The organism is Methylobacterium sp. E-045, assembly GCF_022829685.1.
GTDB lineage: Bacteria > Pseudomonadota > Alphaproteobacteria > Rhizobiales > Beijerinckiaceae > Methylobacterium.
The window spans coordinates 130,290-154,466 of the sequence record NZ_JAKSYE010000086.1; the positions used below are offsets into that span (position 1 = coordinate 130,290).

Below are 24,177 nucleotides of genomic sequence, written 5' to 3' on the forward strand. Positions count from 1 at the left end.
CGATGCGTCTCATACGGGAAAGGGCCGAGGTCGGCGCCCTCGTCGTAATCGCTGTGACCGCGGCGGGCACCGACCTGTGGACCAAGGCGCTGGCGGTCGACAGGCTTTCCGACGGAACCGTGCACGCGGTACTGCCGATGCTCGACCTCAGGCTCGCGTTCAATCATGGCATCAGCTTCAGCCTGCTTCCGGCGCATGACGCGACGTCCCTGGTCGTCCTTCTTGCGCTTCAGGGAATGCTGACGGCCCTCGTTGCCGGGTTGGCATTCCGCGCGACCGGAGCGTCGGAAGGAGTTGGTTTCGCCATCATGACCGGCGGTGCCCTGGGAAACCTCATCGACCGATGTGCGGACGGCCGCGTCACGGACTTCCTCGACCTGCACCCGGCGGAGGTGCATTGGTTCACCTTCAACATGGCCGATATCTGGATCAGCCTCGGGGCCGCCTTGATAGCTTGGGAGGCAGTCGGCAAGCCGGGCCGGCCGAGACCACCAGCGCCGCTTGATCCGGCCGCCCTACGGGCCCCCTAACGGCATCATTTCGGTCGTGCCCGTAATGGTCGGACGGCCTGGCCGCAGGCATCGACGATGCGGTCCTGCTAATCGAACGAATACTGGGATGCGTCCGTTCCTTCAGTCAGGCGGAGGATGCGTTTAGGAAGAACGACGCATGGGGTCCTATGCCTCGATGCCGGCCTCGCCCGCGACATGGTCGGGCTTCTCGACCTTACCGCGTCGCTGGAGCTGGAGGGCCACGACCCAGCACAGGACCGCCCAGGCCGACCCCACGCACCAGCCCGCCAGCACGTCGGTCGCGTAGTGCACCCCGACATAGACCCGGCTCATCCCGACCACCACCGTGAGGAAGACGGCCAGCCCCATGAAGTATGCCTTGAGGCGAGCGCCCGCCGCCACGCGCGTCATGAGGGCACCGAGCGTCAGGTAGGTGACGGCGGAAAGCATGGCGTGGCTGCTGGGGAAGCTGGCGGTAAACACCTGGATGCCGCCGGGGATCTCGGGTCGCGGACGGTTGAAGAGGAGCTTGAGGCCAAAGCTGATGACCGTCCCGCCCAGGATTGAGCCTACCACCAGGACCGCTGCCCCCTGCTTGCGGATCAGGAGCAGGTAGCCTGCCACAGCCGCGATGAGAAAGCAGAGAACCACCATGCTGCCCAGGGAGGTCACGTCCCGGGCCATCTCGTGCAGCCAATCCGGTCCAATCGGACCAGCCGCGCCGGGTGGACGGAAGAAGTGGGCGACGCGGGTGTCGAACCCCATCGTGCCGCCCTCCATGACCTTGTCGGCCAGGAGACCAAACCCGAGGATGAGGGCGGCGACGCAAAACAGCGTCACGGGCAGACCAATCTCCCGTTTGCCGAGGCGCGCCATGATACCGGCACGGGCGGACGGAGAGGATTGGTTCATGCGCCCGAACTCCTGGATCGGTCCCTTGACGGTTGCTGGCTCGGGACACTCACCGCCTCATGCGGCAGAGCCGAAGAACCCGTTCGGATCCTCGCCCGTTCCCCCGCGGTGAGCGGCGAGCCAAGGAGAACCCGCACCTTTGTTGCCCGCAATGGTCGCATCCACGCCGAGATCCCTGCGGAGGAGGACCTGAAACGTCGGATATCGACCCCGAGGCCTAGTGGTCGAAACCTGACGCTTGATACCGTCCGCTTCCGACCCTTCTCGGACCCTCAGAGTGTCCGCTTCCGGGCAGCCTGATAGACCAGATGCTTATGACCGGGATGGGTGGAGAGCAGTCTGGCCGCTTTCGGCGGCGTGCTGTGCTAAGACAGACATAGGTGGCCCTGCCGACCGTGGAAGCACCGCGGTGCTACCGCGCGAACGGACTACGAGCCGAAGTCTGCCGGTCATCCAGGATGGCCAAGAGATGCGTAGGGCGAAGGAAACAGCCTGATCTGACGCGTGGCGAGCACGACCGCCGCTGGCAATGGATCGAAAACAATCTCGACCGCACTCGGACCTCCCCGGGATCAGATGTCGATCCGGGCGCCGATCTCGACGGCACGGTCGACCGGGATGCGGAAGTAGCGGGACGCGTCCGTGGCCGCACGGGCCATGGAGATGTAGAGCCTGTCCTGCCACACCGGCATGCCGGTCTCCGGCGAGGCCACCAGCACCCGCCGCGTCAGGAAGTACGACAGGTCGCCCTTGTCCAGGCCCGCGGCCGCAAGGGCGCGCGGAAGGTCGGGCAGTTCGGTGAACCCGAAGCGCACCGTCACGCAGGAGAAGGCGTCGGACAGCTTCCTCACGGCGACGCGCTCGGCGTCTGCCACGCGCGGCAGGTCCTCGGTGACCACGTGCAGGATATAATTGTTCGCGTGCATCACCCGGTTGTGCCTGACGTTGTGCATCAGGGCCCCTGGGGTATCGCCGGGCGTTCCCGTCAGGAACATGGCCGTTCCCGGCACCCGTTGGATCGAGCCGGTCTCCACCATCCGCGTGAACTCGGAGAGCGGCACGCGCCGACGGTGGATCTCCTCGGCGATCAGGGCCGAGCCGCGCCGCCAGGTCCACATCGCCGTGACCAGGGCGGCGCCGATGGTCAACGGCACCCAGCCCCCGTGCAGGATCTTGAGCGCGTTGGCCGAGAGGAACACCAACTCGATGAGTAGGAACGGCGCGATGACCGCGGCCGCGACCGCAGGCGACCAGCGCCAGACCTTCCAGGCGACGACGAACAGCAGGCAGGCGGTGATGACCATGTCGCCGGTGACCGCGATGCCGTAGGCGGCCGCCAAGCCGCTCGACGACTTGAACAGCACCACCACGAACACGACCGCGACGAGCAACCACCAGTTCACCCGAGGGATGTATATCTGCCCCTTCTCGGTCTCGGAGGTGCGCAGGACCCGCATGCGCGGCAGCAGGCCGAGTTGCATCGCCTGCTGGGTGATCGAGAAGGTGCCGGTGATCACCGCCTGGCTGGCGATGACCGTCGCCACGGTGGCGAGTAGCACCATCGGCAGCAGAGCCCAGGACGGATAGAGCAGGAAGAACGGGTTCTCGGCCCGCTCGGGGTGGGCGAGCAGCATGGCGCCCTGGCCGAGATAGTTCAGGGCGAGCGCCGGCAGCACCAGCCCGAACCAGGCCGCGCGGATCGGCGTGCGACCGAAGTGTCCCATGTCGGCGTAAAGCGCCTCCGCGCCGGTCACAGCGAGGAACACGGCACCGAGCGCCAGCAGGCCGGCCGTGCCGTGGCTCAGGATGAACGAGACGCCGTGGGCGGGGTTAAGCGCACCCAGAATGCTCGGGTCGTCGACGAGGTGGCCCAGGCCGCCCAGCGCCATGACGATGAACCAGAACGCCGTGAGGGGGCCGAAGAAGGTCGCCACCCGCGCCGTCCCGTGGCTCTGCAGGGCGAACAGCCCGATCAGGATGGCGAGGCTGATGGGCAGGACGTACGGGTCGGTGGCCGGGGTCACCAGCTTCAGCCCTTCGACCGCAGAGAGCACTGACATGGCCGGAGTGATGATGGCGTCGCCGAAGAACAGTGAGACGCCGACCATGCCCAGCACGATCACGAACCCGCCGGAATGGCCCAGCGCCCGCTGGGCGAGCGCCACGAGGGACGGCGTGCCGCCTTCGCCGTCGTTGTCGGCCCGCATCACCAGCAGCACGTACTTGAGCGTGACGATGAGGATGAGCGCCCAGAGGATCAGCGAGACGACGCCGAAGACCATCTCGCGGGTCGGCGCGTGCCCCCCTCCGGCGGTGGCGTGGAGGGACTCCTTCAGGGCGTAGAGCGGGCTGGTGCCGATGTCGCCGTAGACTACGCCGACCGAACCGAGCGTCAGCGCCCAGAACCCCGCCCTCGGGCCATGTCCCTCATCGGAGGGCAGCGGGGTCTCGGACTTCGCGAACTCGGTCCTGGCGATTGCGGGCATCCACTGGCTCCACGTCAGCGAACGCGGGAAGCTCGCAAGGCAAGCCTCCAACGGCCTGGGGCCGGGAACGTTCAGGTAACACGAAGACGAATGTCCCCGTTCAGGCAGGCCGTCGCGACGTATGTCTTGAGGACTGAGAAGTAGACGCCCGACCAGCCGGAGTTCGCGATGGCCAGCGCCAGGGCGGCGCTCGCCATCAGGATCAGGCCGCCTGAGGCCTCGCCCCGGAGGACGTTACGCAGGGCCGAGGTCGGGCGAAGGCGCCGCGGCATGGGCATAGATCTCCCGCGCTGGCGGCCCGACCAACGCTGAAGCCTGCCGGTCCGAAGGTCGGACCGCGCACCCATGGCCGGCTATCGCATTCGTTGGCCTATCCGGCAATCCGAAGCCCGGAGCGTCCCGGGACGGTTCATGTCATGCAGCCCGGCCCGCCGCACCGACGCCGACTTGGCTGACGCTCCAGTGCTCCAGGTGCTTGTAGACGATGACCTTGTTCGCGAGTTGGGCACCGTGCCGGCTGCAGAAGCCTTCGAGCTGCTCGCGGGTGCCGATCAGTTCGACGCACATGGTCAGCTCGGGGTTGAGCGACTCGGCGCCGTCGTCCTGGATCGGCCCATGGTTGCTGTAGCCGTGGTGGGACTGGTGGGCGACGGCGTTCATGAGGCCCTCCGCCTTGGCCTGGGCGACGAGCTCCCGATAGAGCGGCTTCGAGCCAGAGAACCACCGGCCCTTGCCGGCGCCGCCGCGCTCGCCCGGCTTCATGTAGATACGGATCATGCCGGTGTCGGCGGCGACGACGCGATGCGATGGGGTCATGACGTCTCCTCGGTGATGGGGCGCTCGGCCAACGGTGCGACGGTCGGCACCCGGCCCGTACGGGCCTGGCGCAGGGTCATGCCGTCCGGGATGTTGGCCGCCGCCGACTTCGGGACCGCGATGCGCTGCGACAGGTAGATGCCGTTGTGACCCGAGCAGAGGTAAGCCAGGAAGCACGCGACGGCGAGATAGACCCCGTGCGTCGCGCCGAAGAGCTCGATGCCCATCAGCGTGCAGGCGAGCGGCGTGTTGGCTGCGCCGGCGAAGACCGCGACGAACCCCAGCGCCGCGAACAGGTCCACCGGCGCGCCGAGCAGCCCGGCCAGGGCGTTGCCGAGCGCCGCGCCGATGAAGAACAGCGGCGTGACCTCGCCGCCCTTGAACCCGGCGCTGAGGGTCACGACCGTGAACAGGATCTTCAGGGCCCAGCTCCAGGGATGGATGTCCGGCCCGAAGAAGGTGTTGATGGTCATCCCGCCGGCGTCGGCGGCCGAGACGCCGAGCCCGAGGTAGTCCCGCGTACCAAAAGCGTAGACGAGGCCGATGACCGCGAGGCCGCCGATCACCGGGCGGAGCGGCCCGTACGGGACCAGGCGCTTCAGCCAACCACCGAGGAGGTGGTTGGCTTCCGCGAACAGCAACCCGACAAGGCCGAAAGCGACGCCGGCGAGCGCGACCTTGGCAAGGAGCAGCGGATCGACGGTCAGGGCCTTCGCGCCGCCGGCGAGGAAGTCCACGTGGTAGAAGCCGTGGTGGATGCCCCATGCCTGGCAGGTCCAGTCGCCGACCACCGCGGCGAGGAGGCAGGGCACCAGCGCGGCGTACTCGACGCGACCGACCGCGAGCACCTCCAGCGCGAACACCGCGCCGGCGATGGGCGTGCCGAAGACTGCGCCGAAGCCGGCGGCGATACCCGCCATCAGGAGGACCCGGACCCCGGCCGCATCGACCCCGAAGAGCTTGCCGAAGGCGCTGGCAAGGCTGCCTCCCATCTGGACGGCGGTACCCTCGCGCCCGGCCGACCCGCCGAACAGGTGCGTGACGATGGTGCCGAGGAAGATAAGCGGCGCCATCCGGAGCGGCACGCCGCCGTCCGGCTCGTGGATCTCCTCGACGATGAGGTTGTTGCCGCCTTCAACGCTCTTGCCGAACAGGTGGTAGAGCAAGCCGACGGCACAGCCCCCGAGCGGAAGCAGGAACAGGAACCAGGGATGGTCGAAGCGCGCCTGGGTGGCCGCGTCGAGGCTCCACAGGAAGGCCGCGCAGAGGGTGCCGACCGCCGCGGCCATCGGCACGAGGATGGCCGACCATCGCGCCACCGAAACGGCATGGGCGTGCCGCGTGCGGACGAACGCCGCGAGGTTCAGGCTGTCGAAGAGATTTTGGAAGGTCGCGCGCATGAGTCCCCCTTGTTGCGGCGCCGCAAAAGGTAGGAGTCATTAGCCCAGGGGGCGGTTTGGCCGAAAGGCCCGGCAGATTCCATTGCCGTGGACGGGAGATGCCTTCGCCTCGCCCGTTCGTCAAGATCCAACTCCCGCGCGCCCGGGCCCCATCCCGAGTGGGGATGGGGCCCGGGTCGTTCGAAAGCATCACGAAAGACGGTGGCTGGTCCAGGGCCCGGGGCATGTCTATGCCCTCCGCGGCCGAGGCCGGCGCGTTCGACGCCGGCCCGGGGCGGAGCGCATCCCATGACCCTTTCCTGGCTCGGAGCCGTCATCACCTTCCAGGTGACCTTCACCGAACTCTTCATCGCCGCGACGGTGATGATGGCCGGGGCGTACCGGTTCGGATGGCGCAGCGTCCTGGCGGGCTCCATCCTCGGCGGGCTGGCGGTGTCGATCCTCGCGGTCGTCCTGCGCAAGGCGGCCTACCTCCTGGCCCTGAACGTCCTGGATTGGATCTCGGCGGTCTTGCTGCTCGGGTTCGGCCTGTACCTGCTCTACGAGTTCATCGACGGGCTCTCGAAGCGCGATGCCGGCACGGCCCCCGGCTCGACGGACGCGAACTGGTCGCGGCCGATCAACGCCGCGGGCCTCGGCGTCGCCGCCTGGGCCCTGGTCGCCGAGGGGCTTGAGATCCTGGTGGTCTGGCTCGGCGTCTCGCTTCGGGAGGGCGCGGGAACGGCGACCCTCGGGGTCGGCATCGGGGTCGTGCTCGTGGCGACCTTGGCTTTCGCCCTCGGCGGCACCGGGATCTTCCGGAAGGTGCCGCCCTACGTCCTCGACGGGGTCGCGGCCCTCATGGTGACGGCCTACGGCGCCTATTTCCTCTCCCTTGCCGTGACCCGCGCGTGATCGGTCGACGAAGGGATTGACCCGGACGACGGATTAATCCACGTTGCCGGACGTGGGATGGGGATGAAGCTCCCCGATAACTGCCGGCCCCCTATGGGCCGGACGATAGCTTCTACCGAGCGCTTCGGCGCGGGTAGAGCTATGTGTTGACCCGCACCGTCACGCTCATGACCGCAACCGGATCGCCGCAAGGCGGCCCCTCATGAGCCGACCGATGACCCTGCCCGATCCAAGACCGTCCTGATGCCCGCCGTCGCCCACCAGGCGCGGTCCGGGCCTTTTCCCGTTCGCGCACGAAAAAAAAGGCGGAGCCATAAGGCTCCGCCGCGACCAGGACACATGCCTCCGAGCGGTCACAAGAATACATGTGCTTAGGTCTAGTCTGTCGCAGGAATAAGGATAGCCACTCGATAGTCTGAGTCAACGCAAAAAAGCGATGTCTCGGAATAATAAAGAGCGGCATCTTTATTTAAAAAACAGCACTATTTGCGCCCCTGATAAAGCCATGGCTTTTTCGGGCGACGTCGTATTGGTTAAATCAGCATCTGCATGATAATGACTGGATAATTCTGTCGCACTTAGAAAATGCTTATTGCGCTGATCTTATAATTCGATACTTCTACCGGCGCTCCACTTGGGCTCCCGGACGATGATCTTGGGGCTCGAGGGGAATGCAGCCCCGGTCCGGGGCCCGGCGCGGAAGCGCGCAGGGCCGACACGTCGCCGCCGACGGACCGGGATGCGGTGAGGAGACCCCTGGCGGACACAACGTCCGGGTTCGAACGCTCAAATGGAGGAACACCTATGAGGAAGATCGCCCTTGCGGCGTCCGTCGCCTACGCCGCGACGCTCCTGCCGGCCGCCATGCCGGCCATCGCGAACGAAAACCTGATGAAGCTGATGCAGGACCCCAACCAGTGGGCGTTCCCGGGCCTCGACTACACGAACCAGCGCTATTCGAAGCTCGACCAGATCAACAAGGACAACGTCAAGAACCTCCAGGTGGCCTGGACCTTCTCGACCGGCGTGCTGCGCGGCCATGAGGGCGCCCCGCTCGTCATCGGCAACATGATGTACGTCCACACCCCGTTCCCGAACATCGTCTACGCGCTCGACCTCGACCACGAGGCCAAGATCGTGTGGAAGTACGAGCCCAAGCAGGACCCGTCGGTGATCCCGGTGATGTGCTGCGACACGGTCAACCGCGGCCTGGCCTACGCCGACGGCGCCATCATCCTGCACCAGGCCGACACCACGGTCGTCTCGCTCGACGCCAAGTCCGGCAAGGTGAACTGGTCGGTCCAGAACGGCGATCCGAAGAAGGGCGAGACCAACACCGCCACCGTGCTGCCGGTGAAGGACAAGGTCATCGTCGGCATCTCGGGCGGCGAGTTCGGCGTACGCTGTCACGTGACCGCCTACGACCTCAAGTCCGGCAAGCGGGTCTGGCGCGCCTACTCCGTCGGCCCGGACGACGAGATGCTCGTCGACCCGGAGAAGACCACCTACCTCGGCAAGCCGGTGGGCAAGGATTCTTCGCTGAAGACCTGGGAAGGCGACCAGTGGAAGACCGGCGGCGGCTGCACCTGGGGCTGGTACTCGTACGACCCCAAGCTCGACCTGATGTACTACGGCTCGGGCAATCCCTCGACCTGGAACCCCAAGCAGCGTCCGGGCGACAACAAGTGGTCGATGACCATCTGGGCGCGTAACCCCGACACCGGGCAGGCCAAGTGGGTCTACCAGATGACCCCCCACGACGAGTGGGACTACGACGGCATCAACGAGATGATCCTCACCGACCAGAAGGTCGACGGCAAGGAGCGCCCGCTCCTGACCCACTTCGACCGCAACGGCTTCGGCTACACCCTGGACCGCGCCACCGGCGAACTCCTCGTCGCCGAGAAGTTCGATCCGGTCGTCAACTGGGCCTCCAAGGTCGACATGGACAAGGGCTCCAAGACCTACGGTCGCCCCCTCGTCCAGGCCAAGTTCTCCACCGAGCAGAACGGCGAGGACACCAACTCCAAGGGTATCTGCCCGGCCGCGTTGGGTTCGAAGGACCAGCAGCCCGCCGCCTACTCGCCGAAGACCAACCTGTTCTACGTGCCCACCAACCACGTCTGCATGGACTACGAGCCGTTCCGGGTGACCTACACCCCGGGCCAGCCCTACGTCGGTGCGACCCTGTCGATGTACCCCGCGCCGAACAGCCATGGCGGCATGGGCAACTTCATCGCCTGGGACGGCGTGAAGGGTAAGATCGCGTGGTCCGATCCCGAGCAGTTCTCGGTCTGGTCGGGCGCCCTCGCCACCGCCGGCGACGTTGTCTTCTACGGCACGCTGGAAGGCTACCTGAAGGCCGTCGACTCCAAGACGGGTAAGGAACTGTACAAGTTCAAGACCCCGTCGGGCATCATCGGCAACGTGATGACCTACACCCACAAGGGCAAGCAGTACGTCGGCATCCTGTCGGGTGTCGGTGGCTGGGCCGGCATCGGCCTCGCGGCCGGCCTGACCGACCCGAACGCCGGCCTCGGCGCGGTGGGCGGCTACGCCGCCCTGTCGAGCTACACCAACCTCGGTGGCCAGCTCACCGTGTTCGCCCTGCCGAACTGATCGGTCGCGAACACCAAGGAGCCTAGGGTGCCGGCGCGGGTCCTCCGCGCCGGCATTTCCCTGTCCGCACCACCCTTCGCCCGGAGCCCGCGTGATCGCCTCCCCAGTACCCCCGCCGGGGCGATGTCTCGTCCTCGTCCGCCATGGCCAGAGCCAAGCCAACGCCGACGGCCTTTTCACGGGACTGCTCGACTCACCCCTCACCGAGCGGGGCCGACAGGAAGCCTGCTCGGCCGGGCTGCGGCTCAAGGACGAAGGATTTCGCTTCGCCTCAGCCTTCACGTCGACCCTCGCGCGGGCCATCGCGACCTCCCGGCTGGCGCTCGATGCCCTGGGGCAGGCCGATCTGGTGCCCCTCCGGGATGCCGCCCTGGACGAGCGCGACTACGGCGACCTCAGCGGCCTTGGCAAGCAGGGCGCCTACGAACGTTTCGGGGCGGAGCGGATCGAGGGCTGGCGGCGCTCCTACAAGGGTCAGCCGCCGAACGGCGAGAGCCTCCGGGACACCGTCGCCCGGGTCGTGCCCTTCCACCTAAGGCATATCCAGCCGGCGGCGATGCGCGGTCCAACGCTGGTCGTCGCCCACGGCAACTCGTTGCGGGCCTTGGTGATGGTGCTCGAAGGACTGGGCCCAAGGGAAATCGAATCCGTCGAGATCGCGACCGGATCGATCCGGGTCTACGAGTTCGGTCCGGATACCACCATCGCATCCCGCCGCATCATCGACTGAGCTCCGGCTCCGTGCCCGTTCCGGATCGAGCCGGTGCGGCCTCGGCTACTTCCCGCTCGATCTCGCCGCGGGATTGAAGCCAGAGGGCGAGGATCCAGCAGGACACCGCCCAGGCCGCGCCCACGCACCATCCGGCGAGGACATCGCTCGGGTAGTGCACGCCGAGGTAGATCCGGCTCAGCCCAACCGCCACCGTCAGGAACACGCTCAGGCCCATGAAGTACGACTTCATACGGCGGTCGGCGCTCCCTCGGGTCAGGAGGACGCCGAGTGTCAGGAAGGTGACGGTTGCAAGCGTTGCGTGACCGCTCGGGAAGCCCGGCGTGAAGACCCGCACCGCGTTCGGGAAGTCCGGCCTGGGCCGGTCGATGCCGTACTTGAGCAAGGTGCTTGCGATTGCGCCGCCGAGGACCGCGGCCACCATCACCATCGCGAGGCCGCGCTTGCGGACCAGCATGAGGTAACCAACGGTCGCGGCCGAAAGGAAGCCGAGGAAGACGAAGCTTCCCAGCGCGGTGACGTCCCGTCCCGTCTCCTGCACCCAGGCCGGTCCTATGGGGATGGCGAGATCCTTGCCCGTTCGAAGCGCGGTGAGCACCGCCAGGTCGAACCGTGCTGTTCCGCCCTCGATCACCTCGTCGGCGAGAAGCCCGAAGCCGAGGAGCAGTGCCACGACGAGGAAGGCGCCCGCCGCCAGCCCGAAGTCGCGCTGCCCCATGCGTGCTAGGAGCGATGGGGTGATCTCGGCGGCCTTGATCTCATCGGTCGCGACCGGCAGCGAGGGCCGGGTCATCGCGGCGCCCCGGAACGCCTGAGGACGCTTTCCACCAGGATCAGGCCTAGCCCTCCGAACAGGAAGATCGCGGCCGATGTCGTGCCGGCCTGTCCGTAGGCGCGCACCAGCCAAGCCGCCCCGACCCAGGCGACGATGGAGGCGGCGAAGCCGACATCGTCCACGACCAATCCCAGGAGTTCGCGAAGGACGGTTCCGAGCCAGTGCATGCGGATGCCTAGAGGTTGGGAAGGGGACGAAGGGCGGCGGCACGTCGACGGCACGTCGGCACGGCCAGAACCGAGAGGCCGAGGAAGCCCGCGGTCAGCGCCGCGACCGCCCAGTCGCCGCCGGGCCAGTCGAGGCCGATGCCCTCGCCGACCCAGAACGCGCCGAAGGCCGACAGGAGGACGCCGACCGTGAACTTGAGCGTGTTCTCCGGCACCATCGACAGGGGGCGGTGAAGCGCGACGCCGAGCGCCACCACGACGATCAGGGCGCCGAGCGCCCCGAGGCTGGCGGGGACCAGGAGTCCCGCCCCGCCCGCACCGACGGCGACGACGATGAAGACGACTTCCAGGCCTTCGAGCATGGTGATCTTGAAGGCGGTGGTCACGGCCACCGCATCCCATCGAAGGCGGCCGCCGCCTCCGGTGCCCAGCGCGGCCGCCTGCTTGCCGTAAGCCTCGTCCTCGTCGTGCAGGGCGATGACCCCGGCGGAGCGGAGGATGGCCTTGCTCAGCCAACGCATGCCGAACAGCAGCAGCAGGCCGCCGACGACGAGTTGTACGTCCCGCAGGGGGATGCGGGTCAGCAGTGGGCCGAAGAGCAGCACGATGGCAAGGAGGACGGCGAGGGCGCCCGCGGCGCCCGCGAGGGCGTTCCGCCAACCCCGGGTCGCGCCGACGGCGAGCACGATGGTGAGGGCCTCGACGAACTCGACGATGGAGGCGAGAAACGCCGCAAGTGCCGTGGGCCATGCATGCACCCAGTCGATGGCCATTCCGATCCTCCCTGCCACTCGACCGCTTGGCCGGACGCGGTTTCCGTCGGGAGGAAATGTCGCTCTTGCTACCGATGTCAACATCATTGTAGAAAATGCTACATCATGGTTCCAAACGGGGCACCACCGACTGGCGGAGTCGAAGCCGATGGCGGACGAGTTCGGCGACACGGTCCGGCGGCTGATGCCATCCCTGTCCCCCGCCGTTGCCCGGGTTGCGGGTTACCTGGATCAGAACCGGGCGACGGTTCTCGCAAGTTCGGCCCAGCAGATCGCCACGCATCTCGCGACATCGGACGCGACCGTGATCCGCGCCGTCCAGGCGCTGGGGTTCGATGGCCTGCCCGATCTCAAGCAGGCGCTCGCCGCCGGACTCGACGGCCGACGGACGCCGGCGACCGACATGCGTCGAACGCTGGCGGAAGTCGGCGCCACCACCGGCGATGCCATCGATGCCGTGCTGGAAGCGCACCGGGAGGGGATGGAAGCGCTCCGGACCGAGGACGGACGCGCGGGTATCCTCGCGGCGGTCACCGCCCTGCATCCAGCGACCCGGATCGGCGTCTTCGGGATCGGCCCCTCCGCGCATCTTGCCCGGTACGTGGCCTTCCAACTTACGCGCTCGGGACGGCAGAGCCTGCTTCTCGATGCGACGGGATGGTCGCTGGCCGACCAGTTGCTGGGCCTGCATGCCGACGACGCGGTCGTACTCCTGGCCTACGGCAAGCCCTACCGCGAGGTGCAGGCCGTGATGGGCGAGGCGCACCGTCTGGGCCTGCCCGTGGTCCTCGTGACCGACACGGAGACCAGCACCATCGCCCGCAAGGCCACGGTCGTGCTGTTGGCCCGTCGCGGCCGCGCGAACCAGGTCGCCCTTCACGCCACCACGCTCGTCGCCCTGGAGGCCGTCATCCTCGGCCTGGCCGCGGCCGACCGCGACACCGCCCTTCGGCAACTCGCCAACCTCGACCGGCTGAGGAAGCTGATCGGGTCCTGAGCGGCAGCCGTGACGCCGCCGACCCATCGACCTGACGGAGGACCCATCCATGGCCGACGACCGAACCGGTATCGAAGTGAGCAAGGTCCCGGAGATCACGCTGGCCTTCTGGGGGATCAAGATCGTTGCCACGACCCTGGGCGAGGTCGGCGGCAACGCCGTCACCCTGACGTTGGGTCTGGGCTACCTCGTCGGCACCCTGATCTTCGCGACCCTCCTGGCTGTCGCCGTGGCGGCCCAGATCAACGCCAAGCGGTTTCACCCGTCCCTGTACTGGGCCGTCATCACTGCGACGACCTTGGCGGGAACGACGATGGCCGATCTCTTCGACCGGTCGCTGGGCATCGGCTACCTTGGCGGGTCGCTATCCCTCCTCGCGCTCGTGCTGGGCTCGCTCGGCCTCTGGTACAGGTCGGAGGGGACGGTCGCGGTCGAGACCGTCGCGACCCCGAAGGTGGAATGTTTCTACTGGCTGACCATCATGTTCTCGCAGACGCTCGGCACCGCGTTGGGCGACTGGATGGCCGACGACACCCCACTCGGCTACAACGGAAGCGCCCTGCTGATCGCCGGCGCCCTGGCCGTCACGGCCGGTCTCTACTTCTTCACGAAAACCTCCCGCACGGCGCTGTTCTGGGCCGCCTTCATCCTGACGCGTCCGCTCGGTGCGACGGTCGCGAACTCGCTCGACAAGCCCTCTGCCCAGGGTGGCCTGGGGATCAGCGACCTGACCATCTCGGTGGTGCTCGCGGCGTTGATGGTCGTATGCGTTCTGGTCGTTCCCCAGAGGGCCGGCCACCATCCGGCGTCGGCTTAGCCTCGACGTTCCGAGGAAGGCCGAGGCGGGAATTTCGCGGGTCGTCGATTTCTGTGCCTCCACCCTTGAGGCAGATCGAGGACCGGCGTCGCTCCCATGTGGGCCTTCCCCCTGATCGCGAAAGCGTCGGGGATACGGTCGCGCGGATCGTCCCGTCCCACCTGACACTCGTCCAACGGAGCGCGATGCGGGGCGCGGCCGCGGTCCCCGGCCAGGGCAAAGCGTTGCGGGCGTCGGCGATGGTGCCGAAAGGCCTTTGGCCGAGAGAGGTCGAGGGTCATCGAGGTCGCACCTCCCGACAAACGCCGCAAACCTGCCGACCCGACTTTCAGACCGCGCACCCGAGGGACCTGTCGCACCGGCGGATGAAGACGGCAGCCCGCATCCGTCCGCCCTTGCGAAGGATGACGCCACGGTCAGTGGCCGCCCACGGCGAAGGTCGCCCCCGGCTTGTCGTGGGTGCCGACGCGCTCGACCATCGTGGCCGTCGCCTCGTTCATGCCGACGACGTCGACCGCGATGCCGTGATGACGGAACTTCAGCACGACCCGGTCGAGGGCGTTGATGGCCGAGATGTCCCAGAAGTGCGCCGCCTGCAGGTCAGTCACGACCGCCCGCAGGGCCTCCTCGCGAAAACCGAAGGCGGCGTGGAAGGCTTCGGCCGTCGCGAAGAAGATCTGCCCGGTGACCTGGTAGGTCCGCACGTCGCCCTTACCGTGGGACGACCGGACGGCGAAGAACCTCGTAACCTTGTGGGCGAAGAACAGACCGCTGAGGACCACGCCGAAAAGGACGCCCTTGGCGAGGTCGTGGGTGGCGACCACCACCGCCACGGTGCCGAGCATCACGAAGCTCGACGCCTTCGGGTGGGTCACCAGGGTCCCGTGCGACTTCCACTGGAAGGTGTTGATGGCCACCATGATCATCACCGCAACGAGGGCGGCCATCGGGATCCGGGCCACGTAGGGACCAAGCACGACGATCAGGAACAGCAGTCAGGATCTATGAGCTTGCTGCGGACACGACGATCACGGCCCGCTGGATCGACGGGTGAATCCGCCTGTCGGCCCCTCACAATGCGTCTCCGCAAACTCTGAAGGGGTCCGCATTTCATCTATTTCAGTGATGAAAAGCATCTAATCATTCCGTTGGAGTGAATGAACGGGACCTGGGATCCTCCGGCATCACATCGGAGCCATCCATGTCCGCGCCCAGACTTTTCTCCCACTCTCGTCCGACGCGTGCCTTGGCCGGCACGAGAGCCATCCTTCCGGGACTGGGCCTCTGCGTGGCGGTCACCGCCGCAGCGATCGGCTTCGAAGCCGCCGAGGCGCACCTGTTCGGTCGTGCCTGGCTCGAAGCCCTGGTGCTCGCGATCCTGCTCGGCAGCGCGATCCGCACCATTTGGACCCCGTCGCAGCGTTTCTTTCCCGGCATCGCCTTCGGGGCCAAGACCGTGCTGGAGATCGCGGTCGTACTGCTCGGCGCGTCGCTCAGCCTCGCGACGATCCTCGCCGCCGGACCGGGCCTGCTCTTCGGCATCGCGGGCGTCGTCGTCGTGGCGATCCTGTCGAGTTACGGCATCGGCCGAGCGCTCGGGCTGCATCCGCGCATGGCGATCCTCGTGGCCTGCGGGAACTCGATCTGCGGCAACTCGGCGATCGCGGCCACGGCCCCGGTGATCGGCGCCGACGGCGAGGACGTCGCCGCCTCCATCGCCTTCACCGCGGTGCTGGGCGTGCTGGTGGTGCTCGGCCTGCCGCTGCTGGTGCCGCTGCTCGGTCTGTCGCCGATGCAGTACGGCGTGCTCGCCGGCCTCACCGTCTACGCTGTTCCGCAGGTCCTCGCCGCCACCGCGCCGGTCGCGGCGCTCAGCGTCCAGGTCGGAACCCTGGTGAAGCTCGTCCGGGTGCTGATGCTAGGCCCGGTCGTCCTGGTGCTCTCCCTCGGCGCGAGCCGGCTGCGCGAGGAGACCGACGAGGCTGCCCCCGGCGTCACCGCCGGCGACCGCCCGGCCCGCGGCGGCCTCGCGATCCACCGCCTGGTGCCGTGGTTCATCCTCGCCTTCCTGGCGCTCGCGGGCCTTCGCTCGGCCGGGCTGGTCCCGCAGGTTGCGCTCGCGCCGATGTCGGAGACCGCCAACGTGCTGACCGTGGTCTCGATGGCGGCGCTCGGCCTCGGGGTCGACGTGCGCAGCGTCGCCAAGGCCGGGGCGCGGGTGACCCTCGCGGTGGTCGCCTCGCTCCTTGCGCTAGGCGCCGTCAGCCTCGGCCTGATCCACGTGCTCGGCCTCGTCTGATCCGCGCTATGGCATCGATCCGAATTCTTGATGAAAGAACTGCCGTGACACGTTCGTCCCAATCTTCGTCCGAGGCGGTCGCGCAGGCGACGGGATGGTTGATGGGGCCGGGTCGCGAAGCGGCGGACGCGGCAGCCCTTCTCGACGGGTTCAGCGCGTGCCTCTCGGGGCTCGGCCTGCCACTGGCCCGCGCCACCACCCACGCGCCGACCCTGCATCCGTCGTTCCGGTGGGTGATGCGCGTCTGGCATCCCGGAGCGTCGAGCCTAGCCCTGCGTCGCCGCCACGGCATCGAGGGTACGCCGACTTTTCACGGCAACACCGTCGAGCACGTGGTCGAGACCCGTACCCCATTCCGATGCCGTCTCGACGGGGATGGGCCGCTGCCGTTTCCCGTGCTGGGCGAGCTTCGCGACGAGGGTCTGACCGACTACCTCATCGTGCCGCTGCGCGCCGCGCGTGGACGCATGGGCGCCGCCTCCTGGGCCACGGCGAGACCGGGCGGCTTCACGCCGATCGAGATCGACACGTTGCTGGCGCTGGTCGGGTCTTTCTCGCTGCTGTTCGAGATCAAGGCGCTCGACGACATGCTCGGCGCGGTGCTGAGCGCCTATGTCGGGCGCGACCCGGCGCGGCAGATTCTGGCCGGCACGGTGCGGCGTGGCGACGTGCGCCTGATGCGGGCCGCGATGATGCTGACTGACTTGCGCGGGTTCGGTGAACTGTCCGACCGGCAGAGCCCAGACTGTGTCGTGGCCGCCCTCAACCGGATGTTCGATGCCATCGTGCCGGCCATCGAGGCGGAAGGCGGCGAGGTGCTGAAGTATATCGGCGACGGGCTACTGGCCGTGTTCGATGCCGATCGCAACGAGGCCGCGGCGCGCCGTGCCGCGTTGCATGCCGCCGAGGCCGCACTCGCTGCGCTTGCGACCCTGCGCGACGGTGACACAGCTGCCTTCGAGGTCGGCGTCGCACTTCATGTCGGGGAGATCGCCTACAGCAATATCGGCGGCGGCGACCGGGTCGATTTCACGGCGATCGGCCGCGATCTCAACGTGCTCGCTCGCGTCGAGCGCCTGTGCAAGACCTACGACACGCCGCTGATCGCCACCGACACCTTCATCGACGGGTTGGCACATGCCCTCGAACCTCTCGGCACCGTCGCCCTTCGCGGTTTTTCAGAGCGTCACGCCCTGTTCGGGCATCGCAGGACCGCGCCCGTCGGCGCGCCGGCGGCGTGACGCCGAGACGGCGTCCTTGATCGTCCCATCGTAGATCGAAACTTCTCAAATCATCGCGTTTGGAGATCATTCACATCGCGAAAGACCGTTGGAAGGAATAAATCGTATCCCGTAGCATCTCCATGGTCGCGAGGAATCGCGACGGGTCCGATGCCCTCGAACGCATCGACGCCGACATTCTTAGGGGAGAGACCATGCACGGACTGGACAGACCGACGAACCGCCGCCTCGTCCTGGGTGGCCTAGGGCTCGGCAGCCTCGGCGCCGCCATGCCGGCCTGGGCGGCGGGCTCGGTGAAGCTTCCGCTGCCGGGCGGCCCGGATGAGCGGGCGTTGACCACGGCCTTTCCGGACAAGGGCGAGATGATCCTGCAGCGCACTCATCCGCCGCTGCTGGAGACGCCGTTCTCGGTATTCGACGAGGGCGTGTTCACACCCAACGACCGCTTCTACGTCCGTTGGCACTGGGCCTCGATCCCGACCGAAGTCGACGCCGGCACCTTCCGTCTTAAGGTCCACGGCCACGTCGATAAGGAACTCTCGCTCTCCCTCGACGCCATCGCCGGCCTGCCCCGCTTCGAGATCGCCGCGGTGAACCAGTGCTCGGGCAATTCACGCGGGCTGTTCGAGCCGCGTGTGCCCGGCGCGCAATGGGCCAACGGCTCGATGGGCAACGCCCGCTGGACCGGGGTGCGCCTCAAGGACGTGCTCGAACGCGCTGGCGTGAAGTCTGGTGCCTTGCAGGTGCGCTTCAGCGGCCTCGACGAGCCCGTGGTCGACGACGCGCCGGACTTCAAGAAGTCCCTCGATCTCGACCACGCCAACAATGGTGAGGTGATGATCGCCTACGCGATGAACGGCGAGCAACTTCCGCTGCTCAACGGTTTCCCGCTCCGCCTCGTGGTGCCGGGCTGGTACTCGACCTATTGGGTCAAGATGCTGTCCGACATCGAGGTGCTGGACAAGCCCGACGACCAATATTGGATGAAGACCGCCTACCGCATCCCGGACGTGCCGGGCGCCAACATTAAGCCCGGCCAGACCGGCTTCAAGACGGTCCCGATCAACAGGATGGTGCCGCGCTCCTTCGTCACCAACCTGACCGATGGCGCCAAGGTGGCGGCCGGAACGCCGGTGGCCCTTCGCGGCATCGCCTTCGGCGGCGATTGCGGGGTGAAGACGGTCGACTTCTCCGGAGATGGCGGAGCGACGTGGTTCCCGGCGCAGCTCGGCGCGGACGAGGGCCCCTACAGCTTCCGCCGCTTCGAGGGCAGCCTACCGGCGCTGGCCTCCGGCACCCACACGATCAGGGTCCGCTGCACCAACACCAACGGCGTCGCGCAGCCCATGGACCGGGTCTGGAACGGCGCCGGCTTCATGCAGAACGGCATCGAGGCCGTGTCCTTCCAGGCCGCTTGAGGAGAACAGCCATGAACCCAATCCGCCCTGCGGCCCTCATCGCCGCGCTCATACTGTCTCCCCTGGTGGCGCTCGCCGCCCCGGCTCCCGAGCCGATGCGCTTCACCTCGCAATCGATCGAATTCCCGACTTCCGACCGAATGTTCCCCGACGGACCGGGGGCCGAGGCGGTCAATAACAACTGCCTCGCCTGCCACTCGGCCGGGATGGTGCTGACCCAGCCCAAGCTCACGAAGGCGCAGTGGACCGAGACCGTGAACAAGATGGTCCACGTCTACAAGGCGCCCGTCGATCAGGCCGACGTGCAGACCATCGTCGACTACCTCACGGCGTTGAAGCCGACGCCCTGAACCCCCGAATCCCGAGGCCGCCGCGCTATTTCGCCGGCCTCGGGGAATAAACCGCGCCTTCTGGCGTCTCCTCAGGGCGATGCACGGCCGGCCCGGCCTTGCACCACGGATTTCCGATTTCGAACCAGCCCTCACGGCAGGCCCCGGCCGCCGAACGAGCGCGCATGCCCGAGAGACCCGCTTCATGACCCATATCCGCACCAGCCTCCGCACCCTCCTCACCGGAGCCGCCTTGCTCCTAGCCCAGGCCCAGCCCGGGTTCGCCGCCGGCTTCGACGGCGCGATCAAGAACAACGCCCTGGCGCTGAACGCCGCCGGGACCGTCGCCGCTGTTTCGAACAGCGAGGAGAGCGCCGTCGTCGTCTACGACGTCGCCAAGGGCACGGTGCTGCGCCGCCTCGACGGCTTCGTCACGCCGCGCAACATCGTGTTCGCGCCGGACGGCGCCCGCTTCTACGTCTCCGACAGCGGCACCGGCCGGATCACGGTCTACGAGACCGCCACCGGCAAGGAGGCCGGCGTTCTCGCCGCGGGCCCCGGCTCGTTCGGTACGGTGCTCTCGGCCGACGGAGGCAAGCTCTACGTCAACAACGAGGCCGCGAGCACGCTGACCGTGTTCGACACCAGGACCATGCTCGCCGAGGCCGTGATCCCCGGCTTCGCGCAGCCGCGCCAGGGCGTGAAGCTGTCGCCGGACGGCAAGACCGTGTTCGTGACGAACTTCCTCGGCGACAAGATCACGTTGGTCGATACCGCTACCAACAAGATCACCGGCGAGATCGCCGGGTTCGACAAGCTGCGCGCCATCTCGATCACCAAGGACGGTAAGACGCTGTTTGCCGCCAACAGCGGCCGCAATACCATCGGCGTGGTCGATGTCGCCGCCCGTAAGGTCACCTCCGAGGTGGCAGTGGGCAAGGACCCCTACGGCGCCGCGCTGACCCCGGACGGGCGCTTCGTCTATTCGGGCAATCTCAAGGACAACTCCTTGTCGGTGATCGACACCGGCACTCTCAAGGTCGTCGCAACGGTGACCGGCCTGAACGAGCCGCGCCAGGCGATCGCGTTCTCGACCGACAACGCCCGCGCCTACGTCCTCAACCGCGACCTCAGCGTCGCCGTGGTGGACCGGGCGAAGAACGCGGTCATCTCGACGATGAAGCCCTGAGGCGACGCGCGCCGGGGGCCTTATCGGTTCCCGGCGCGTTCTCGTCGTCGACACGTCACGAACGCAGGACAAAGACCCCATGCTCGGCCTGTTCCAGCGCAAGGACCGCCTCATCGTCCACGGCAAGGCGCCCTACAACGCCGAGCCGCCGCTCGATCGCCTGCGCGCGACCTTCATTACCGAGCAGGCCGACTTCTACGTCCGCAGCCACGGCGACATCCCGGACATCGACGCCGACAGCTACCGCCTGACCGTCGACGGGATGGTCGCGACGCCGCTCGACCTGTCCGTCGCCGACCTCAAGGCGCGGTTCGCACCCATCACCGTCACGGCAGTAATGCAATGCGCCGGCAACCGCCGGGCCGACATGCTGGCGGTGGCCCCGGTCGCCGGCGACCCGTGGGCGGCCGGCGCCATCGGCAACGCGGAATGGACCGGCGTGCGCCTCGCCGACGTGCTGCGCGCGGCCGGCCTCGACGCGGGGGGCGCACGTCACGTCGCCTTCGAGAGCCACGACCGGATCGCCCATACGGACACGCGCTTCGGCGCCTCGATCCCGCTCGCCAAGGCGCTCGCCCCCGAGACGCTGCTCGCCTTCGCGATGAACAGCGAGCCTCTCGCCCCCGAGCACGGCCATCCGTTGCGCGTGGTGGTGCCGGGCTTTGCCGGTATCCGCAGCCCGAAGTGGCTCGCCCGCATCACGGTGCAGGATCACCCCTCCGACAACCCGATGCAGGCCGACGACTACAAGCTGTTTCCGCCCGACGTGACCGCCGAGACCGCGGACCCCGCCCACGGCATCACCATCGAGGCGATGCCGCTCAACAGCGCGATCTGCGAGCCCGCCCGCGGCGCAGCGTTGAAGGCCGGCCGGCACGCGATCCGCGGCTACGCCATCGCCAGCGACCGAGCGGTCGCCCGCGTCGACGTCTCGACGGATGGCGGTCGCAGCTGGGCGCAGGCCCGGATCGACCGCGATGCGGACGCGCCCTACGCCTGGACGTTCTGGGAGATCGACTGCGAGCTGACGACCGGCGAGCACGAACTCGCGGTGCGGGCCTGGGACTCCGCCGGCCAGACCCAGCCTGCGGCGCCGGACGACACCTGGAACTACAAGGGCTACCTCAGCGCCGCCTGGCACCGGGTGCGGGTCACGGTGGCCTGACCGTCACGCCCAGAGCAGGGCAGTGGCCGCGAGGCCCGAGATCGCGATGAGTAGGGCCGCAACCCCGACGGTGAGGATGCGCGGCATCATCGGGATCTCGGCATGGGCGAGTCGCGCTCGGATCGCCCGGTCCCGCCATGCGGCGCCGGCGAACGAAGCAAGCGCGCAGGCGATCAGCGTGAGCGACAGCACCTTCAGTGGCCAGACCGCCAGCACCTCTCGCAGGAAGCGCTGCGCGGCCAGGCCGACGCCGAGGAAGGCGAGCCCGGTGCGAAGCCACGCCACGAAGGTGCGCTCGGCTGCCAGCACCGTGCGGTCCTCGGCGAGCCTGACCCGCGGGTCGTCGGGGGGAACGGGCTTCGCAGGTTCCCTCATCCGGCAGCCGCCTCCTGGATCAGGTCGAGCAGCGCGTCGGCTGCCCGACTGCGATAGCGCTCCTTGTGGCGCAGCACCCGGAAGGGCCGGCTCGGCAGGGCGAACGCCGCCCGCACCAGCGTTCCGGCCCGTAGCGCGGCGGCGACCACGGTCTCGGACAGGACGGCGGCCCCGCCCCCGGCCTCGACGGCGGCGCGCACCGCCTCGTTCGAGGGCAGTTCGAGCGTGACCCGGAGTTGGGCCGTGGAGAGGCCAGCCTCCATGAGCGCTGCCTCGAAGGCCGAGCGGGTTCCGGATCCCGCCTCGCGCAGCACCCAATCGGCCCCGGCGAGGTCCTCGGGTGCGAGCGCGGTCGCCCCCGCGAAGGGATGTGTTGGGGCAACCACGAGGACGAGTTGGTCCCGCGCGATGGTGGTGCTCGCAAGCGTCGGGTCGTCCAACGCTCCCTCGACGAAGCCGAGTTCGGCCTGCCCGGCGCGCACCGCGTCGGCGGCATCGGTGGTGTTGCCGACCGCCAGCCGGATGGCGATCTCAGGGTAGGTGCGGCGGAAGGCGACGAGGTGGCGCGGCAGCCAGTCGCTGGCGATGGTCTGGCTGGCGTAGAGCGCCAGCGTCCCGCGTCGCAGGCAGCTGAGGTCGGCGAGCACCAGTTCGGCGGCTTCCGCCCGGGCGAGCACCGCGCGAGCCTCGATGAGGAATACGCGCCCCGCCTCGGTGAGTTCGATCCCGCGGCCGACCCGGTGAAACAGCTTCGTCGCGTGCCGCCCCTCGATGTTGGCGATCGCCGTGCTGACCGCCGACTGGACGATGTTCAGCGCCTCGGCGGCTCGCGTCACGTGCTGCCGCTCGGCCACCGCCACGAAGATGCGAAGCTGGTCGAGGGTCACGGCTGCCGACGATCCGGCGCGAGGCCGCGGACGTGCGCATCGACCGCCTGCGCGACGGTGAGCAGCCGGGCCTCGTCGGTACGGCCGGTGACGACGTAGGACATGCCACCATCGACCCAGGAGAAGGCAGCGATGTCGCCCTCTCGGGCGAAGCGGAAGAGCGTTCGCCCATCGCCGTCTCCGACGCGGCTGTAAAGCGTCAGGCGGGTTCCGCGGTCGTCGTCGTACATTAGCATCGCTGCGGATTCAGCGCCGGCCGGCAGCAGCCGCCCGCCCATCAGGCGAAACCCTTGGGCCGCGAGATCGGGGGCCGCGACCGCGTGACCGAGGCGCTTCGAGAGCCACGTCACGAGGTGGGGCTTCTCGTCGGCGCGCACCTCCACCGGATGCACCACCTCGACCACGAAGGTGCGAAAGGCCGCGACCGCGTCCTGCGTCGCCGGTGACTCCGTCACCATCGCCGTTGCGGGTCCGCCGCGCAGGGCATGGCCGACCCAGCCGCCGGCACCGCCGAGCGCAAGGCAGAGCACGGCTGCAGCCGCCATGGGGAACCAGCCCCTGCCGACGAACCGACGTCGCGGGCGAATGTTGGCCACCCGGAGCCGCGCCGGGATCGCCTCCTCGGCGATCGGCGCGAGGCGGGCACGCAGGCGCTCGCGCAGAGCGCGATCCGCCGAGACCTCGGCCGCACGCGCGGGGTTTCCTTTGAGCCATGCCTCGACCAGCGCCTGCCGCTCCGGTTCGAGGCGGCCATCGATCAGGCCGTGCAGGTCGTCCTCGCCGACCGGGCGTGGATCCCCGCTCATTTCACCCTCCTCAAGAGGCCGGTTCGGCCTGTTTCCAGAAAACTTCGCATCCGCGTCCGCGCCCGGCTCAACCGCGACATCACGGTGCCGAGCGGTACGCCAAGCACCTGGGCCGCCTCGGCATAGGACAGATCCTCCACCGAGACGAGGAGCAGCACCGAGCGCTGTTCCTCGGGCAGGGCGTCGAGGCCGGCGAGCACGTCGCGGGCCCCCATCGCGGCCTCCGGGTCGATACCTGGGTCGGGCACCTGCTCCAGCGCTTCCGCGCCGCAATCGACGCCGCGCCGGCCCTGGCGCCGGACGGCGCCGAGGAACAGGTTGCGCTCGATCGTGAACAGCCACGCTCGGAGGTCGCCGTCGCGGCGGCGCCCGGACCAAGCGGACAAGGCCCGCTCCAGGGTGTCCTGGACGAGGTCGTCCGCCGCCTCGCGGTCTCGCAACAGCGCGACGGCGTAGCGCCGCAGGGCCGGGATTTGCGGTTCGATCAGGGCGGCGATCTCGTCCAACGAT

At 68.2% G+C, this 24,177-nt stretch carries 24 protein-coding genes, 1 pseudogene and 2 riboswitches; of the genes and pseudogenes, 12 read left to right on the forward strand and 13 right to left on the reverse strand.

The genetic code is table 11. The annotated features are described in order from the left end of the window. Window positions 1–2 precede the first annotated feature (2 nt). Window positions 3–530 carry a signal peptidase II gene (lspA, locus tag MKK51_RS16085; protein ID WP_056250438.1) on the forward strand — a complete coding sequence of 176 codons (528 nt, stop codon included), beginning with the start codon at window positions 3–5 and terminating at the stop codon, window positions 528–530. A gap of 147 nt (window positions 531–677) precedes the next feature. On the opposite strand, the gene MKK51_RS16090 is transcribed toward lspA, so the two are convergent. From MKK51_RS16090 to MKK51_RS16110, 5 genes are all read right to left on the reverse strand, one after another. After that, window positions 678–1,424, reverse strand: coding sequence for a phosphatase PAP2 family protein (locus MKK51_RS16090; RefSeq protein WP_147840823.1), 747 nt, complete (start codon window positions 1,422–1,424; stop codon window positions 678–680). 572 nt (window positions 1,425–1,996) lie between these two features. Continuing rightward, window positions 1,997–3,910, reverse strand: a complete 1,914-nt coding sequence (locus tag MKK51_RS16095; protein ID WP_147840824.1) for a potassium transporter Kup — start codon at window positions 3,908–3,910, stop codon at window positions 1,997–1,999. A gap of 71 nt (window positions 3,911–3,981) precedes the next feature. Then, entirely contained in the window at window positions 3,982–4,182 is a 201-nt protein-coding gene (locus tag MKK51_RS16100; RefSeq protein ID WP_243924977.1) for a Na+/H+ antiporter NhaA, read from the reverse strand. Between the two features lie 142 nt (window positions 4,183–4,324). Then, window positions 4,325–4,726 (reverse strand): DUF190 domain-containing protein, encoded by a 402-nt coding sequence (locus MKK51_RS16105; RefSeq protein ID WP_147762561.1) that lies wholly within the window; start codon window positions 4,724–4,726, stop codon window positions 4,325–4,327. Beyond that, window positions 4,723–6,126 (reverse strand): voltage-gated chloride channel family protein, encoded by a 1,404-nt coding sequence (locus MKK51_RS16110; protein WP_147840825.1) that lies wholly within the window; start codon window positions 6,124–6,126, stop codon window positions 4,723–4,725. The genes MKK51_RS16105 and MKK51_RS16110 overlap by 4 nt, the downstream gene beginning before the upstream one ends. 23 nt (window positions 6,127–6,149) lie before the next feature. Next, a riboswitch (Fluoride riboswitch) is annotated at window positions 6,150–6,222 on the reverse strand. A gap of 192 nt (window positions 6,223–6,414) precedes the next feature. On the opposite strand from MKK51_RS16110, the gene MKK51_RS16115 reads away from it, so the two are divergent. From MKK51_RS16115 to MKK51_RS16125, 3 genes are all read left to right on the forward strand, one after another. Further along, window positions 6,415–7,020 (forward strand): TMEM165/GDT1 family protein, encoded by a 606-nt coding sequence (locus MKK51_RS16115; protein WP_147840826.1) that lies wholly within the window; start codon window positions 6,415–6,417, stop codon window positions 7,018–7,020. Between the two features lie 50 nt (window positions 7,021–7,070). After that, a riboswitch (Fluoride riboswitch) is annotated at window positions 7,071–7,142 on the forward strand. Window positions 7,143–7,824: 682 nt separating this feature from the next. Then, a complete protein-coding gene (gene xoxF5 / locus MKK51_RS16120; protein ID WP_147840827.1) occupies window positions 7,825–9,639 on the forward strand; it encodes a lanthanide-dependent methanol dehydrogenase XoxF5 in 1,815 nt (604 codons plus the stop codon). Between the two features lie 94 nt (window positions 9,640–9,733). Continuing rightward, a complete protein-coding gene (locus MKK51_RS16125; protein ID WP_409565425.1) occupies window positions 9,734–10,369 on the forward strand; it encodes a 2,3-bisphosphoglycerate-dependent phosphoglycerate mutase in 636 nt (211 codons plus the stop codon). Here MKK51_RS16125 and MKK51_RS16130 read toward each other — a convergent pair. From MKK51_RS16130 to MKK51_RS16140, 3 genes are read right to left on the reverse strand one after another with little or no spacing between them, the layout of a single operon-like run. Continuing rightward, window positions 10,359–11,162, reverse strand: a complete 804-nt coding sequence (locus MKK51_RS16130; protein ID WP_147840829.1) for a phosphatase PAP2 family protein — start codon at window positions 11,160–11,162, stop codon at window positions 10,359–10,361. The two genes, MKK51_RS16125 and MKK51_RS16130, sit on opposite strands and share 11 nt — an antisense overlap. Next, window positions 11,159–11,371: a hypothetical protein gene (locus MKK51_RS16135; protein ID WP_147762555.1), complete on the reverse strand. Its 213-nt coding sequence runs from the start codon at window positions 11,369–11,371 to the stop codon at window positions 11,159–11,161. The genes MKK51_RS16130 and MKK51_RS16135 overlap by 4 nt, the downstream gene beginning before the upstream one ends. Window positions 11,372–11,379: 8 nt before the next feature. Beyond that, entirely contained in the window at window positions 11,380–12,144 is a 765-nt protein-coding gene (locus MKK51_RS16140; RefSeq protein ID WP_147840830.1) for a COG4280 domain-containing protein, read from the reverse strand. 148 nt (window positions 12,145–12,292) lie between these two features. Between MKK51_RS16140 and MKK51_RS16145 the strand changes: the two genes are divergently transcribed. Together MKK51_RS16145 and MKK51_RS16150 are read left to right on the forward strand one after the other, a co-directional pair. After that, the gene (locus tag MKK51_RS16145) at window positions 12,293–13,141 is read left to right on the forward strand and encodes a MurR/RpiR family transcriptional regulator (protein WP_187275329.1); all 849 of its coding nucleotides are present in this window, start codon (window positions 12,293–12,295) and stop codon (window positions 13,139–13,141) included. A gap of 49 nt (window positions 13,142–13,190) precedes the next feature. Next, window positions 13,191–13,958 (forward strand): hypothetical protein, encoded by a 768-nt coding sequence (locus tag MKK51_RS16150; protein WP_147840832.1) that lies wholly within the window; start codon window positions 13,191–13,193, stop codon window positions 13,956–13,958. Between the two features lie 416 nt (window positions 13,959–14,374). Here the strand turns inward: MKK51_RS16150 and MKK51_RS16155 are convergent. After that, window positions 14,375–14,953 (reverse strand): annotated as a pseudogene (locus tag MKK51_RS16155) (STAS domain-containing protein); the annotation flags it as partial. Window positions 14,954–15,159: 206 nt separating this feature from the next. Here MKK51_RS16155 and MKK51_RS16160 point away from each other — a divergent pair. From MKK51_RS16160 to MKK51_RS16185, 6 genes are all read left to right on the forward strand, one after another. Continuing rightward, window positions 15,160–16,257 (forward strand): YeiH family protein, encoded by a 1,098-nt coding sequence (locus MKK51_RS16160; protein WP_147840833.1) that lies wholly within the window; start codon window positions 15,160–15,162, stop codon window positions 16,255–16,257. A 44-nt stretch (window positions 16,258–16,301) separates the two neighbouring features. After that, window positions 16,302–17,498 carry an adenylate/guanylate cyclase domain-containing protein gene (locus MKK51_RS16165; protein ID WP_243978897.1) on the forward strand — a complete coding sequence of 399 codons (1,197 nt, stop codon included), beginning with the start codon at window positions 16,302–16,304 and terminating at the stop codon, window positions 17,496–17,498. A 194-nt stretch (window positions 17,499–17,692) separates the two neighbouring features. Further along, window positions 17,693–18,916 carry a molybdopterin-dependent oxidoreductase gene (locus MKK51_RS16170; protein ID WP_147840835.1) on the forward strand — a complete coding sequence of 408 codons (1,224 nt, stop codon included), beginning with the start codon at window positions 17,693–17,695 and terminating at the stop codon, window positions 18,914–18,916. Between the two features lie 11 nt (window positions 18,917–18,927). Continuing rightward, the gene (locus MKK51_RS16175) at window positions 18,928–19,266 is read left to right on the forward strand and encodes a c-type cytochrome (protein ID WP_147762548.1); all 339 of its coding nucleotides are present in this window, start codon (window positions 18,928–18,930) and stop codon (window positions 19,264–19,266) included. A gap of 184 nt (window positions 19,267–19,450) precedes the next feature. Next, window positions 19,451–20,434: a beta-propeller fold lactonase family protein gene (locus MKK51_RS16180; RefSeq protein ID WP_147840836.1), complete on the forward strand. Its 984-nt coding sequence runs from the start codon at window positions 19,451–19,453 to the stop codon at window positions 20,432–20,434. A gap of 79 nt (window positions 20,435–20,513) precedes the next feature. Continuing rightward, window positions 20,514–21,599, forward strand: coding sequence for a sulfite oxidase (locus tag MKK51_RS16185; RefSeq protein WP_147840837.1), 1,086 nt, complete (start codon window positions 20,514–20,516; stop codon window positions 21,597–21,599). A gap of 3 nt (window positions 21,600–21,602) precedes the next feature. On the opposite strand, the gene MKK51_RS16190 is transcribed toward MKK51_RS16185, so the two are convergent. Genes MKK51_RS16190 through MKK51_RS16205 form a run of 4 tightly spaced genes read right to left on the reverse strand, consistent with a single transcriptional unit; the run spans window position 21,603 to window position 24,173 of the window. Next, window positions 21,603–21,974, reverse strand: a complete 372-nt coding sequence (locus tag MKK51_RS16190) for a YidH family protein (protein WP_056203338.1) — start codon at window positions 21,972–21,974, stop codon at window positions 21,603–21,605. Continuing rightward, window positions 21,971–22,861 (reverse strand): LysR family transcriptional regulator, encoded by an 891-nt coding sequence (locus MKK51_RS16195; protein ID WP_147840838.1) that lies wholly within the window; start codon window positions 22,859–22,861, stop codon window positions 21,971–21,973. The genes MKK51_RS16190 and MKK51_RS16195 overlap by 4 nt, the downstream gene beginning before the upstream one ends. Beyond that, the gene (locus MKK51_RS16200) at window positions 22,858–23,667 is read right to left on the reverse strand and encodes an anti-sigma factor family protein (protein ID WP_147840839.1); all 810 of its coding nucleotides are present in this window, start codon (window positions 23,665–23,667) and stop codon (window positions 22,858–22,860) included. Before MKK51_RS16200 ends, MKK51_RS16195 begins: the two co-directional genes overlap by 4 nt. Next, complete coding sequence (locus MKK51_RS16205; protein WP_243924979.1) at window positions 23,664–24,173, reverse strand: RNA polymerase sigma factor; 510 nt, start codon at window positions 24,171–24,173, stop codon at window positions 23,664–23,666. Before MKK51_RS16205 ends, MKK51_RS16200 begins: the two co-directional genes overlap by 4 nt. Window positions 24,174–24,177: the final 4 nt, after the last annotated feature.

Excerpts from the sequence above, each read along its gene's own strand:
- lspA (WP_056250438.1), top strand. The coding sequence starts at position 3 with ATGCGTCTCATACGGGAAAGGGCCGAGGTCGGCGCCCTCGTCGTAATC.
- MKK51_RS16090 (WP_147840823.1), bottom strand. The coding sequence starts at position 1,424 with ATGAACCAATCCTCTCCGTCCGCCCGTGCCGGTATCATGGCGCGCCTC.
- MKK51_RS16095 (WP_147840824.1), bottom strand. The coding sequence starts at position 3,910 with ATGCCCGCAATCGCCAGGACCGAGTTCGCGAAGTCCGAGACCCCGCTG.
- MKK51_RS16100 (WP_243924977.1), bottom strand. The coding sequence starts at position 4,182 with ATGCCGCGGCGCCTTCGCCCGACCTCGGCCCTGCGTAACGTCCTCCGG.
- MKK51_RS16105 (WP_147762561.1), bottom strand. The coding sequence starts at position 4,726 with ATGACCCCATCGCATCGCGTCGTCGCCGCCGACACCGGCATGATCCGT.
- MKK51_RS16110 (WP_147840825.1), bottom strand. The coding sequence starts at position 6,126 with ATGCGCGCGACCTTCCAAAATCTCTTCGACAGCCTGAACCTCGCGGCG.
- MKK51_RS16115 (WP_147840826.1), top strand. The coding sequence starts at position 6,415 with ATGACCCTTTCCTGGCTCGGAGCCGTCATCACCTTCCAGGTGACCTTC.
- xoxF5 (WP_147840827.1), top strand. The coding sequence starts at position 7,825 with ATGAGGAAGATCGCCCTTGCGGCGTCCGTCGCCTACGCCGCGACGCTC.
- MKK51_RS16130 (WP_147840829.1), bottom strand. The coding sequence starts at position 11,162 with ATGACCCGGCCCTCGCTGCCGGTCGCGACCGATGAGATCAAGGCCGCC.
- MKK51_RS16135 (WP_147762555.1), bottom strand. The coding sequence starts at position 11,371 with ATGCACTGGCTCGGAACCGTCCTTCGCGAACTCCTGGGATTGGTCGTG.
- MKK51_RS16140 (WP_147840830.1), bottom strand. The coding sequence starts at position 12,144 with ATGGCCATCGACTGGGTGCATGCATGGCCCACGGCACTTGCGGCGTTT.
- MKK51_RS16145 (WP_187275329.1), top strand. The coding sequence starts at position 12,293 with ATGGCGGACGAGTTCGGCGACACGGTCCGGCGGCTGATGCCATCCCTG.
- MKK51_RS16150 (WP_147840832.1), top strand. The coding sequence starts at position 13,191 with ATGGCCGACGACCGAACCGGTATCGAAGTGAGCAAGGTCCCGGAGATC.
- MKK51_RS16160 (WP_147840833.1), top strand. The coding sequence starts at position 15,160 with ATGTCCGCGCCCAGACTTTTCTCCCACTCTCGTCCGACGCGTGCCTTG.
- MKK51_RS16170 (WP_147840835.1), top strand. The coding sequence starts at position 17,693 with ATGCACGGACTGGACAGACCGACGAACCGCCGCCTCGTCCTGGGTGGC.
- MKK51_RS16175 (WP_147762548.1), top strand. The coding sequence starts at position 18,928 with ATGAACCCAATCCGCCCTGCGGCCCTCATCGCCGCGCTCATACTGTCT.
- MKK51_RS16180 (WP_147840836.1), top strand. The coding sequence starts at position 19,451 with ATGACCCATATCCGCACCAGCCTCCGCACCCTCCTCACCGGAGCCGCC.
- MKK51_RS16185 (WP_147840837.1), top strand. The coding sequence starts at position 20,514 with ATGCTCGGCCTGTTCCAGCGCAAGGACCGCCTCATCGTCCACGGCAAG.
- MKK51_RS16190 (WP_056203338.1), bottom strand. The coding sequence starts at position 21,974 with ATGAGGGAACCTGCGAAGCCCGTTCCCCCCGACGACCCGCGGGTCAGG.
- MKK51_RS16200 (WP_147840839.1), bottom strand. The coding sequence starts at position 23,667 with ATGAGCGGGGATCCACGCCCGGTCGGCGAGGACGACCTGCACGGCCTG.